At 59.4% G+C, this 13,165-nt stretch carries 10 protein-coding genes; 2 read left to right on the plus strand and 8 right to left on the minus strand.

What is annotated here, in order from left to right:
• Positions 1–21 precede the first annotated feature (21 nt).
• The 7 genes from QEN43_RS16935 to QEN43_RS16965 form a co-directional block, all read right to left on the minus strand.
• A complete protein-coding gene (locus QEN43_RS16935) occupies positions 22–822 on the minus strand; it encodes an FRG domain-containing protein (RefSeq protein ID WP_026609494.1) in 801 nt (266 codons plus the stop codon).
• A 528-nt stretch (positions 823–1,350) separates the two neighbouring features.
• Entirely contained in the window at positions 1,351–2,634 is a 1,284-nt protein-coding gene (locus tag QEN43_RS16940; protein WP_084161712.1) for a heme biosynthesis HemY N-terminal domain-containing protein, read from the minus strand.
• Positions 2,631–3,860 (minus strand): uroporphyrinogen-III C-methyltransferase, encoded by a 1,230-nt coding sequence (locus QEN43_RS16945; RefSeq protein WP_235726527.1) that lies wholly within the window; start codon positions 3,858–3,860, stop codon positions 2,631–2,633. Before QEN43_RS16945 ends, QEN43_RS16940 begins: the two co-directional genes overlap by 4 nt.
• Positions 3,861–3,929: 69 nt before the next feature.
• Positions 3,930–4,745 (minus strand): uroporphyrinogen-III synthase, encoded by an 816-nt coding sequence (locus QEN43_RS16950; protein ID WP_026609495.1) that lies wholly within the window; start codon positions 4,743–4,745, stop codon positions 3,930–3,932.
• Positions 4,746–4,748: 3 nt separating this feature from the next.
• Positions 4,749–5,672, minus strand: a complete 924-nt coding sequence (hemC, locus tag QEN43_RS16955) for a hydroxymethylbilane synthase (RefSeq protein ID WP_036267954.1) — start codon at positions 5,670–5,672, stop codon at positions 4,749–4,751.
• A gap of 185 nt (positions 5,673–5,857) precedes the next feature.
• A complete protein-coding gene (locus QEN43_RS16960; RefSeq protein ID WP_026609497.1) occupies positions 5,858–6,619 on the minus strand; it encodes a LytR/AlgR family response regulator transcription factor in 762 nt (253 codons plus the stop codon).
• Positions 6,594–7,769, minus strand: coding sequence for a sensor histidine kinase (locus QEN43_RS16965; protein WP_162144273.1), 1,176 nt, complete (start codon positions 7,767–7,769; stop codon positions 6,594–6,596). The genes QEN43_RS16960 and QEN43_RS16965 overlap by 26 nt, the downstream gene beginning before the upstream one ends.
• 120 nt (positions 7,770–7,889) lie before the next feature.
• Here QEN43_RS16965 and QEN43_RS16970 point away from each other — a divergent pair, with 120 nt between their 5' ends.
• Positions 7,890–8,285: a hypothetical protein gene (locus QEN43_RS16970; protein WP_317963432.1), complete on the plus strand. Its 396-nt coding sequence runs from the start codon at positions 7,890–7,892 to the stop codon at positions 8,283–8,285.
• On the plus strand, positions 8,282–11,155 hold the full coding sequence (locus QEN43_RS16975) for a discoidin domain-containing protein (protein WP_317963433.1): 2,874 nt from the start codon (positions 8,282–8,284) through the stop codon (positions 11,153–11,155). The genes QEN43_RS16970 and QEN43_RS16975 overlap by 4 nt, the downstream gene beginning before the upstream one ends.
• A 188-nt stretch (positions 11,156–11,343) precedes the next feature.
• On the opposite strand, the gene QEN43_RS16980 is transcribed toward QEN43_RS16975, so the two are convergent.
• Positions 11,344–12,858, minus strand: coding sequence for a glucan biosynthesis protein (locus QEN43_RS16980; RefSeq protein WP_235726528.1), 1,515 nt, complete (start codon positions 12,856–12,858; stop codon positions 11,344–11,346).
• Positions 12,859–13,165: the final 307 nt, after the last annotated feature.

Here is a 13,165-nt window from a genome sequence, read left to right on the forward strand (position 1 = left end):
GGCTGATCTCGGTTTTTCAGCTCACTGACGAGACCTACGGTAGGGACCAGGCCCGTAATACCGTTTAAGCCATCGACTCAGCCCATCGAGGCCGGGAAAAAGCATACGCTCGGTGACATTGTCCTGATCGAGTTTGTCCCGTACTTCCCATTTGATTTCTTTCGGGATGATGATTCGGTAATAAAGTGCCGGATGGTTCAAAAGGAATTCGCTGAGGACCAGGCTGACACCCGGCATGGCGGACATGACCGCACCTTGGTTGACGATCCTGGCATCTAGCGATGGTGGTTCGAAGAAGAGCACAAAGGCATCATTTTCGCCCAAGCGGTCGAAGTCGTCCAGAGACCGGATGAATTCGAGCATCTCGACCGAGAACAGGAATGCGGATTCGCGCTTGAGCACTTGGCGAAGTGTTTCCGGCAGCAGGGATCGGGCCTCGACGACATTGATGCACCAGATCGCGGCGTCCCGATCGTAATATTCCTCCTCCGCCGTCGCGAAATGCACCGCGACCTTGGGGGAGATGGTCCAATCGAGGAGACGGGTCGGCAGGCCATGATGCTGCGCGACGGCCAACTGAACCCAGAGCGTTTCCGCCGGTATCGATCCGGGCTCCGCATACTTTCGGAAACTCCGTAGCATCGGCTTTTCGATATTGGCGTAATCGCCTCCGAGCCGCATCAGACTGTTTTCGAGTCCCCAGGACGCGTCAGCCACACCCCGGTAGACGAGATCCGAGCGATAACGTTGAAGCGCGTTTTTCGGGATGTTGTAAAGAGCCTGCATCAGCTCAGACCAGTTCCTAACTCGAACGTCGTTCATGCTGCCCTCCAAATCCTGTGGAAGGTCGGTAGTAAGAGAGTCCTAGGCTTGGCGTCTCGGATCGTTTATCGGCCTGCTGCAACCACCTGATGTCAGTCACCGCAACAACGCTTTGCTCCGCTATGTGCGCGTGACATGGATCGGAGTCGGTCGACTTGCTTGCTTACCGATTTGGAACCGCAAGACATCATCATCCGATACAGCATGACCAATGTGAATGTGCATTTTGCGAAGCTCGGAATAAGTCCTTCGACAAGCCTGTCCTGAGCTTGCCGAAGGGCTTGGGCCCAACGGTGACTTACTGATTCGGTTCGGCCCGAGCTTCGATTCAGCTCTCGACAGGCTCGTCGAACGCTTTCCTGGGCCTGTCGAAAGGTATGAACGGAAAATCCACTTGTTCAGCGCTTCCTTTATCGGCAGCGGCTCCGGTTACTGATCCCCGGAGTCAACAATCTTCGATTCCGCTCAGGCGCCAACCATGCGTGGGCGAAAATCCAACGGCAAGGCTTGGCTAGCCGGTGCCATCGACTATTGGGCGGCACTCGAAACGAGCTTCTCCTGCTCGGGTTCGACGGAGTCTCCGGACGGATTCCGTTCGATCTGGGCGACCACTCCCTCGGAAGCCAGCATCAGTCCCGTACGGTACATGTGACACGCGCCGGAGAAATCGTTTTGCCGTTGCAGCAAATCGCCTAGCAACTGACAAGCCTCGACGCTGGGTTCCAGCTGCAGGCTTTTCTCCAAATACTCCCTGGCTTTGGCCCAGAGCTTGTTGCGGATGCAAAGCTTGCCTAGCACTCTGAACAGCACGGCATCCTGAGGGTGCGGGCCGAGCCAGCTTTCGGCGTGCTGCAACTGCTTTTCGCGATCGGCCAGCTCGATGCAGCCATAGAGGACCAGCAGGGTCTCATCCCAATTCTCGCCGAGAGCGCGGCGCAGTTCGTCCTCGATTTCCTCACCGGCTCGAGCTTCGATCATGGCGGCGAAGTAAAGGGCCTGAATGCCCGTGGACGAGCGAATATGATCTGGAATCGTCGCCCAGACCTCACGCAAGGCGTTGGGGTCTCGGGTGCGGGATTTTTCCCGGATCAGCGCACTGTAGGTTTCGGTTTCGAGCAGTTTGACCTCGGCTTCCATCAGGACCTTGTTTCTGTGCAAGTCGGGCAATAGACGGCGTAAGCCCTCCCAGTCTTCCATTTGCGCATAGGCCTGATGGGTCAGCTTCAACACCGCCGCGTGGCTCGGAGCGATCCGGTTCAAATGAGTCAAGGATTCCAGAGCTTCTTCGAATTGTTTGTTCGAGAGCGTCAATTCGGCGCGAGTTAGTTCAATGGCGAGTTCCGATTCGGGTGCGATTTCACGGGCCAGTTTGAGGTATTCGTCCCGCTGCTCGACCGCGCCCCGGGCATGCGCCGCGCGTGCGGCCGTCAGATAGGCGATGAGCGGCGCGCCGCTGTCGGCGGCATGGCGGATCAGATTCCGTTCCGCCTTTTCCCAATTGCCTTCGGCGGTTTCGATGAGCCCTGCGATCAGCGCTTCCTGAGAACGTTTGCTGCGAAGCTCTTCGCTGCGTTTCTTGATGACCTTGGGAAGACTCATCGCCTGCATGACGATGCGAACCAAGAAGTAAAACAGCACGAAGGCGGCGATCAGGGTGAGAACCATGACCAGCAGCGAGGACTCCAGCACCCAGCGGTCGTAGCCGATGATGACATAGCCGGCATCGCCGGAGGTCAGCACACGATGAGCCAAAAGGCCCACCCCGGTCGCGAGCGACACGGCGATCAGTACGTAGACGAGGACCCTTTTCACGGCTGCGCTCCCGCCGGTTCCGCAGCGCCGGGCTGGGCCTCATTGGCGGGCTTGACTTCGCCCTGTTCGGCTTCCAGTCGCAGTTTTTCGATGCTCCGCAGAAGGGTCAACGACTTGCTAATATCCGGAAAAGGTACACGAATCGGCTGATCGGCCAGAGAGGTGATTTCCTCGGCGACTTTCTGGGTCTGCTCCGCGCTTGGATCGAAATGTTCGTTAAGCCATTCGCGCGCGGATGCGAGGTTAGTCTTGTACATGTTGTCGTCACCCCGAAGCAGCGCGGCTCGGGCCGTTTCCAGCTTGAGCAGCAAGACCTGACGAAGCGCTTCGGCCTGTTCTGGATGGAGGACGGCGTTTATCGGCCGATCGGTACGGCGTATCTTGATCAGATCCTTGATATTGTCCAAGGTACTACCGATCGTGTCTTCATCGTCTGCCGCCGGGGCAGATTCGCCCGTTTCCGGCGTGTCATAGCGTTCGTTGACCTTGCCCGCATGAGGTAAGAACAAGGGAATATTTTTGACCTGGTTCTCGATCGCAAGCAGCCTGGCGGACAGTCCTACGACGTCCGGAGCGTTGAGCCGCCGCAACGTCTCAATTTCTTCGGCCAGGGCTTCGCGGACTTTGAATACCGCTGGATCGCCGCTGTCGTAGAGGCGCTGGTCCGCCGCTTCCATAGCGGCAAGCACGGCTTTCACATCGCCGATCAAATGCAGTTTTTGGTTAGCGATGCTGAGAAGGTATTCGGCATCGGCCACCAGCAGGTCGCCGCGGGTTTTGTTGAGTTGCCGCTGAATGCGCTGGACGGATTCGTTCAGCTCGTTCCGCGTCAGATTCAATCGCTCGTTGAGTTGGGTGGACTGCTCGCCGAGCATACGCTCGAATCTCGAGTCTGCCGTCGTCACCTGGGATTGGAGGGTCGCGAACTGGCTATGCAGTGTGGCCATCTCGGATTGCAGCGCGTTCAACTGCCGCGCGAATTCCATGATTTGCTGGTCCTTGCTGCTCAACTGGCCGCCCAGACCCTCCTGCTTGGAGCGGAGTTCCTGAATAAAGTACCAGCCGCCCGCGGCAAGAGCCAGCACACCCAGCAATATGAGGTAACCGACCCACGCAAAGCTGCGGGGTTTCTTGGGAGGGAGCGCGGATGTCTTTACCACCTCGGTGTCCGCTCCGTCGGCGGGCTGGGCGGTGGCCGACATCAATTCGTTATTTACGTCAACCAATGCTGTATCCCCGTAGTATTGAACTTTTCAATGGCTTTTGTTGGAGGAACGCGAAATCGGCGGGTGTATTCAGCGACTGGCCTGGCGGTCTTGTGCGGCATTTTTCGTTTCGAAAAGACGAATGATGGTTTCCGTTATAGCCTGATCGCTGGCCGGTTCCGCGCTGATCACGCGACGCCAGCCTTGGTCGCGAGCCAGTTTTTCGAGGCGTGTGCCGATCACCACGAGCGGGGTGCGCTCGGCGAATTCGTGTTTGACTTCACCCAAGAGCGACACAAGATTGTTCAAGGCCTCTCCGCTGGTGATGGTCACAACGTCGATGCCACCCTGGCGCCAGAGTTCGACCCAGTGCGCGATATCCCCCTCGGGAAGCATTCTGCGATAGACTTCCGCATAAGCCACTTCCGCGCCGCGTGCTTTGAGCGTCTGGCCGAGATGCGCCCGTCCGCCTTCGCCCCGCACGATCAATACCGATTTGCCGGTGACATCCATCATTTCCGGCGATGCCAAGAGCGACTCGCTATTAAACTGCGGTTTAGGTATCAGGTCTACCCGAATTCCGGCTTTGTTCAATGTTTCCGCCGTCGCTTGGCCGATTGCTGCGACGCGTGTCGATTCGGGCGGGCTGAACGAACCTCCGTGGATCGCCAGGGTGAAACGGACGGCATTGGCGCTCGCGAATATCAGCCAATCCCATGGTTTCCGCCGAGCAAAAAGTTTCAACGCCGGGCTAGGATCGCCGACAGCCGCGATGTCCAGCAGCGGTAGCCTCAGAGCGCGGCCGCCGGCGGCTTCAATTAGAGCGCAGAGAGACTCGGCTTGTTCCCGAGGCCGGGTGACCAATACGCCTATGCCGCTTAGGGGAGGGATCGTCGGGTTTGCCATGATTCAGGCGCAAAGTGCGTTCAAGATGCGGTCGGCCCCGCGCGTCAACAGATCTTCCGCCAAGGCGATACCCAACGCTCTCGGATCGTCGGAAGACCCTTCCATTTCACCTTTAATGAGCGTTTCGCCATCGGGCGTGCCCACTATCCCGCGCAGCCTGAGACGATCTCCGGAGAGTTCCGCGTACCCCGCGATGGGCACTTGGCAGCCGCCGTTCAAGCGTTCGTTGAGCGCACGCTCCGCCATGACACAGACGGCCGTTTCTTCGTGGTGCAACGCTTTTAGACAATCGTTCAGCCATATGTCTTCGCGGCGGCATTCGATGCCGATGGCGCCCTGTCCGACTGCAGGGAGGCTGGTCTCGATCGAAAGAATCTCGGTGATTCGATGGCTTAAGCCCAGCCGTTTCAAGCCCGCCGCAGCGAGGATGATGGCATCGTATTGACCGTTTTCGAGTTTGCTGAGCCGGGTGTCGACGTTGCCTCTGAGATTGAGTGTTTCGCACTCGGGAAGACGGGCTTTGATCTGGCATTGGCGACGAAGGCTGGAGGTTCCCACCCTCGCCCGAGCCGGCAGCGCGTCGAAAGATGGATAACGCAAGGAGACGAAAGCGTCTCGTGGATCTTCGCGCGGCAGTATGGCGGCGAGATGCAGACCGTCGGGCAATTCCGTCGGCACGTCCTTCATAGAGTGGACGGCCAGATCCGCGGTCTCCGCCAGCAGGCCTTCCTCCAGTTCCTTCACGAACAAGCCCTTGCCACCCACCTTCGCCAGCGGAGCGTCTAGCAATTTGTCGCCACGCGTGACCATCTTGACTAGTTCGACCTCGATATCGGGGCATGCAGCTCGGAGACGCGTCGCGACATGTTCGGCCTGCCATACGGCCAGAGCGCTCTTGCGGGTGGCGATGCGTATACGTTGTGGCATCAGAATCGACCCTACATAAATTATTAATCAGGCTCGTAAATACCCTCCTGGTATTTACGGGCTGCCGCCCGGGCCGGTACACGCCCGGCCTGGGCTCACGCGGCTTGTTGCTGCGCCGAAGCATCCCTGCCCCGGATTAACCCGGCCAATATTTATCGGCCGGGTTAATAGGCCATTGTATCAAATCAAGCGTCCTCACCAATCTTGGCGAGTTGCTTCAAGAGGGCTCTCACGGCGGGCAGGTGCCGGCGACTGACTTCCAGGCTTTCGGGGATGCCCTTAAGGCGAAGCGTCATGCCGCGTTCGGGCAATCTTTCGAGAGCGACGATATGACTGATCGCCGCCAAGGCGTTGCGATGAACCCGGATGAAACTCGCTCGGAATTCCTCTTCCAGACATTTCAGCGATTCGTCAATCAAGGTTTCTCCCTCGAGAGTCCTCACCGTGGTGTATTTCTGTTCAGCCCGGAAATAAAGCACCGCATCGACCGGAATCAGCCGAATATCGCCGTGACTATGGATGCAGAGATGGCTTCGAGTCGACTGCCCGTCAGGCAAGTTCGCTTCGAGCATTTTCCAAGCGGCCTCGGTGAACCGTTCCGCCTTACGCAAAGCGGCGGCGAGACGATCTTTACGCACCGGCTTGAGCAGATAATCAATCGCGCTGACTTCGAACGCCTCCAGAGCGTACTCGTCGTAAGCTGTGGTGAAAATGACCGCCGGCGGTAACGGAAAACGGGCCAGTTCGCGCGCCGCCTGAATGCCGTCCACCCATGGCATGCGGACATCCAAGAGAACTGCGTCGGGCCGAGTTTGAGCGGCGAGCCTTAAGGCCTGTTCGCCATCGGCGGCTTCTCCAACCACAACCAGACTCGGATCGATGTCGTTGAGCACATCCCGCAAGCGGGAACGAGCAGGGGCCTCATCGTCGACGATCAGGATTTTCATAACGCTCCCGGAGATAGGGAAAGACCATTCGAACCTGGTAGCAGTTGTCGACCACGCTGGTGAGAAGGCGTGCTTCGCCGGGGAAACAGGCTTCGAGACGGGCGCGGAGATTGGCGAGAGCCTGCTTCGTGCCTCGGCGGGAGTGTTGCGTGTCTGACTCGGGAAGCGTGTTTTTCACCGTCAGGACAAGATGACGTTTGGTGAGCTGACCATCGATGACGATCTTGCCGCCGGCTTGGGACGGTTCAATGCCGTGATAAATCGCGTTTTCCACCAGCGGCTGAATGCTCAGGGGAGGGATCAAGGCGTCCTTCGGGGTGCCCGTCAGCCGCCAGTCGACGCGCAGACGTTGGCCGAGACGTTGCCGCTCGATGTTGAGATATTGGCAGGTCAGGTCAACTTCATCTTTCAACTTCACCCATTTCGCCTCTTTTCTGAGTACCGCGCGGAACAGCTCGGCCAAATCCAACAAAAGCTCTTCCGCCATCTTCGGATCATTCCGGGTGAGACTGGCAATGGTATTGAGACTGTTGAACAAGAAATGGGGGCGCATCCGAGCCTGCAGCGCGTCGAGTCGGGCTTCCCCTTCGGCTCGGATTTGTCTGCGCCAGCGGGACTGGACGTAGAGATAGCGCAGCCAGGCGGCCGTTACGACACCGCTGACTCCCAGGATTTTCAAATAATGGGCGCCACCGATAGGGTCGCGGGAAACGGCAGCTCCCGGACTCAAAGGACCGTCATGAGTCAGCCACGTCATTAGAAGGGTTGCGGCCTGTATGACGGAAAAAGTCGCAATTCCGCTCCAAAGCGCACCGAGTCGAACCAGCCACGGGCGTATGCCGCATAGGATGGCCCCGCTGCTCAGTGTGATCCAGAGAATGAACAGCGAACGTAGCCCCAAGTCGGACCAGAAGCCATAAGAGGGCGTGGAATCGGCAAGCGTCAGAACAAAAGCCAGAGATTCCGAGGAAACGACCAGGGTGAAGGCAGTTTGAAGGCTGCAAAAATCGGGAAGAAATGAGTCGACAGCGTGGCCGGTTCCGGTGCCGGGATTGTGAGGGTTCGACCTTCTTTTTTCCGTCCGGGAACGGCTCGAGAGCGGTTCGGACTTGTTTTTCCGGGGTTCTGGCCGTTGCGACGGCGCTTTCAACTCATCGATCATCCTGGGGATAGAGAAGTCGGGCGATGGTTTTCATTCCCGGATAAAGTTTAGAAGGCTGGTGGCTGTTTACCTTCGATGCAGGAATGATCTTGTTTGATGACACTCGGTTTGCTTGACCTGAGCCGGAAGCTCTCGTTCTCCTGTCGGTCATGGCGCGAGGCAGCGGCCAATGCGCAGGCATCCGAAATGTCTTCTTGGAAGCGTGCCTACAGCGTTTTCATCGCTGATGGACGCTTGCATCTGCCTCTGGCCGCCGCTGACCGGGCCGATGTGCCGATGAGCGAAAGAGCTGCTGGTACTGGCGTTCCCTTTCCCGATACCGGCAAAAGGCCACGAGTCGGAAACTCAGAGCACCCGGCCTGCTCAATCGAGCCCATCGTGCGGCACACCGATATTCCGTGCATTCGCGAGGAACCCGGGCGCTCTGGTCAGATCAACGTCGAGAATGGTGTTAATCTTCCGCTTTTCGTGAATTTTAGACATCCGATCGTGGAGCCCGAATGAACGTTCCTTACAAAAGCCGATGGACGGTGACCGCCAGCGGTGGCGATCCCCGAGCCGCCATAGACGATTCCTACTCGACGCGGTGGATCTGCGGAACGTCGAAGAATCATTGGCTGGAGATCGATTTAGGCCAAACCGCGATCCTCGGCGGGCTCGAGGTTTATTGGGGGCGACGCGGCGCCAAAGTCCATTCCTTTGAATCCTCGCTCGACGGCCGGGTGTGGACGCATCTTTGCGCGACCCGCCATGGCGAGGGTGGACTCGAGGTCTTCGCGTTTCCGCCGAGGGAGGCTCGCTTCGTGCGCTGGACGTTCGAGAATCCGGAGCCGGAGCACAGCCTGGAGGTCGTCGAAATCAATCTGTACGGCCCGGACCAGGCAGCGTCGGTAAGGGAACCCGGCCGTATTCCAGCATTGGGCCACGCACCGGTCAAAATTCCGCCCGGCGACAGCATTACCGTCGATTTCGGGTACATCCGATCGCCGCTCGGGGTGTTGGTGCAATGGGGGGAGACTTACGGCACCGATTTTTCGGTTCACCTCTCCGACGATGGCGAGAACTTTCGGGAGGTCGGCCACATCACCCTGGGCAACGGCGGCTACGATAGCTTTTATTGGCGTACGACTACCGCCCGTTATTTGCGTTTCACGGTACACGAGGCGAGCAGTCGCGACGGGGCGATCATCGATGAACTCAAGCTCCGCATCCTGAACAAGGACCGCATGCCGATCGGGCAACTAGAACGTGCCGCTAGAGCCGGGCGCAGCGAGCTTTACCCTCAGAGTCTTCTCGGCCGGCAGATCTATTGGACCGCTTTCGGGGAGATCGATCAGGCCGAACAAGCCCTTTTCGATGAATACGGCAATCTCGAGCCCTTGCCGGGCTCGGGCCAAATCACTCCCTTGCTGCGGCTGGACGGCACGCTTCACGGCGCGCCCGCGGCTGCCGCGATCGAGCAGACGCTGATGGATGGCGCTCTGCCCATGCCATCCGTTACCTGGTTGGTGGGCGAAGTGGAGGTCGAGGCGAGCGCGCTCGCCGACACCGGGCAAGCGGTGGTCGAGTACCGCGTCACCAACCGCGCCGACGTACCCCGGCAGGGGACGCTGGTTCTCGCTTTGCGTCCGGTCCAGATCAATCCGTACTGGCAGCATGGCGGGCACGCGATCACCAACGCGATTGCCGTCGAAGGGAGAGATCTTTGGGTCAACGATCGTCGATTCGCGAGATTCTCGCGTGAGCCCGATTTCGCGACGGTTGCCGAGTTTCAGGATGGGGATGTGGTCAAGCTGATCGAGCACGCGCCACAAGACACCGAGCGCAGCCTCCGTTCCGACTCCGGGCTCCTGAGCGCCGCGTGCGAATTCGAATTTTCCTTGAATCCGGGCGAGTCCGCGTCCGTCGTCATGTCGGCGTTTCTTCGGGACGGCATCGTCCCCGATGTCGAGATCGATTTTCCGCGCCTTCGAGATGAAGTGGCGAAAGCATGGCGCGAAAAGGTCGGCCCCCGCAGGATCACGGTAGGAGATCGCGAAGTCAGTGACACGGTCGAGGCGCAGATCGGACTCATTCTGGTGAACTCCACCCGGTATGCCTTCAAGCCGGGTCCGCGCAACTACGATAGAACCTGGATACGCGACGGCTCCTCGCAGGCTCTCGCGCTGCTTTACGCCGGTCTGATCGAAGATGCCAAGCGCTACGTGCTGTGGTATGCGGAACGTATCTACGATAACGGCATGGTGCCGCCCATTCTGAATCCCGATGGCAGTGTAAACCGGGGTTACGGCAGCGACATCGAATTCGACGCTCAAGGCCAGTTCGTGGCGATCGCCGCGGAGGTCTATCGTTTCAGCCGCGACCGCGGTTTCCTAGAGGCTATATTCGAGCCCGTCGTTCGGGCGACCCGGTTCATCGAAGAACTCTGTGCGCGAACCAACGCGCTCTACGGGCCGGAAACCCGATTCCACGGGCTGTTAGCGCCGTCCCTCAGTCACGAGGGCTACAACAAGCCGACCTACAGCTACTGGGACGATTTTTTCGCATTGCGAGCGTGGCGCGACTGCGCCTATTTGGCCACGGAGATCGGCGACGCGGACACGGCGGCCTGGGCGCAGCGCAAAGGAGAGGCGTTTGCGACGAATCTGGCGCGCTCGCTGCGGATGACGACCGAAGAACTGGGCACAGGGCTCATTCACGCATCCGCCGATCGCGAGGATGTCGATCCGACGTCGACTTCCATAGCCTTTGAACCCTGCCGGGTGGAGGATGTGCTCCCAGCCGAATATCTCCAGGCGACGTACGACCTTTATTGCGAGCATCTCGACCGCCTGCGTGCGGCGGATTTCAGCGGAGGCTTCACGCCTTACGAGATTCGCAATCTAAACGCGTTCGTCGCCTTGGGACGCATCGAAGATGCCTTCCGATTGCTGGCGGACGCACTCACCTGGCGCAGACCGGCGGGCTGGCGCCATTGGGCCGAGGTGGTCTGGGCCGACCCCAGGGTGCCGGACTATATCGGCGACATGCCGCACACTTGGATCGGCGCCGAATTCGCTACCGCTATTCGCCGCATGCTGGTCAGGGAAAACTGCGGAACGCTGGAATTGTTCCGAGCCGTTCCCGATTCGTGGTGGGAAGGCGGAGGCATCTCTCTGAACGCGCTGCCGACCACCTTCGGCAGGCTCGATCTCGAGGCCCGTCGCGGCGAAGCGCAAGTGACAGTTGACCTCCGCATAACCGGAACCACACCGGAACGGATCGTCCTTCGCTACCCGGGCGCGCGGCGAGCACAGGCGGACGGAAACCCGTGCGACATCGACGGCGATGTCGTCATGGCACCGAACTTCAACCGGCTCGTGATCGAGCTATAAGGGCGGCCAGCCGGTCGCCCCTATTTATCAGGCCCGTTAAATACCCTCCTGGTATTTAACGGGCTGCCGCCCAGGCCGGTACACGCCCGGCCTGGGCTCACGCGGCTTGTCGCCGCGCCGGGGCATCCTTGCCACGGATTAACCCGACCTATATTTATAGGCCGGGTTAATAACGCGCCCGCTCGCCTCTATGCAGTCGGACGTTCGCGGAACTGGAAGAGCCAGGTTTCGGTCAAGGCATCGCCGTTGCCCCGAATGTAGAGCCGGAGTTCTACCGGATCGCTGCCGTTGGGCGTGAGGTCGAAGATTGCTCGCCAGCGGCGTGTGCCCGGCACGGGCTCGATGAAAGCGTCGCTGATGGTACCGCTGGATGCGGTGACGACCGGCTCGGCCTTGACGGTGTCGCCCCACAGCGGATCCAGGGCGGCTCCAGCGAATTCGACGGAAAACTTGTACACGCCCTTCGGCCGTGGTTTCCCCGGCTGGCCGCCACGCCCGATCCGGGTCGCCACGCAGCGGGCTACATGGGCCGGGTAGGGTTCGTCGGCTAACCAATGCAGCCGGTAGCGGAGGCGATAGGATTCGCCGGCGCGCGCAGGGGCCTCGGGGCGCCAGTAAGCCACGATGTTGTCATGGATTTCGTCGTCCGTGGGCAATTCCACCAACTGCACCGCGCCGGGTCCCCAGTCGTCCAGCGGTTCAACCCATAGGCTAGGCCGCCGTTCGTAATTGACGCCGTCCAGGTAGTTCTCGAAGGATCGGTCGCGCTGCATCAGCCCGAAGCCTTTCGGCCCTTTGTCGGCGAAGCTCGACGTCACGGCGAAGGGTTGGTTGATCAAAGGCCGCCAGAGCCGTTCGCCGTTGCCGTTCCAAATCGCGAGCCCGTCGGAATCGTGGACTTCGGGGCGCCAGTCCTCGCGTTGACGCTTTTCCGCCTCGCTGAACCAATACATGGAGGTTAACGGTGCCAATCCCAGTCGGGCGACGTCCTTGCGGAGGAACAACACGGCCTCGACGTCCTGTATAACGCCTTCGGTTCGCCGGATGGAAAAACGGTAGGCACCGGTCAGGCTGGGACCGTTCAACAGGGCATAGATCGAGACGGGATGGTTCTCCTTCTGAGCGCCTTCGATAAAAAATTCGGTGAAATCCGGAAATTCTTCCGGAGTGGGTTCGGCGCAATCCACAACAACGCCGCGGGCAGACAGTCCGTATTGGCCGAGGGCGCCTATGGCGCGGAAATACGAGGCGCCGAGAAAGGCGATCCAGTCCTGGGTGCGCCAATCGTCCCGTTTTCGGGATTCTTGTAGGCGAAAGCCCGCAAAGCCGGTGTCATTAGGTAGCTTACGGGCGATGCTGTCCTTGGGCATCGAGAAATAATCGGGACTATACAGGATTTCCCGTGCCACGCCGTGCTCGAGCACATGCATCTTGACCGATTTCTGGAAGAACTGGCCGACGTGAAAGAACGTCACCGGGTAGGCGGAGGGGCCGTCTGCGAACAAAGCATAGTCGGGACGGAAGCGGATATTTCCCCAGGCTTCGTAATCGATCTGCTGAACGATATCGGGCCGGGGCTTGGGCGGCGATTGATAGGGCGCCTTGGCCATGTCGGCGGCCCGCTTGATCAGTGCGTCGTAGGAGAAAACCTGTCCACGCCCGAGACGAAGCCCTTTCGATGCGGCCGGGACGACCCGAGCCACGTTGAGAAGGGTTCCCCCCAGAGCGAGTAAAGAAGCGGATTTTAAAAATCCGCGGCGACTTATGTTCTGCCTCATTGGATTGAAATTCTGTAAGGTACAAAGAGCTTGGCGCTTCAATCACAAACGCCGACGAGATCGCATGGAACCGGTATCGCGTTTGCATTTTTCGAATGTCGCCCGGCGTTCGGCCGTCTGCATGAGCAGCCGCGCACCGCGGACATCATCGAACCGTCCCGATTTTACAATGTCGGCCGTGCGAGATGGGCAGCGCTTCCCCGGGGCGGGCGAGCTCGAAAGAGGTTTGTCG

The organism is Methylocaldum szegediense (assembly GCF_949769195.1).
Lineage (GTDB): Bacteria > Pseudomonadota > Gammaproteobacteria > Methylococcales > Methylococcaceae > Methylocaldum > Methylocaldum szegediense.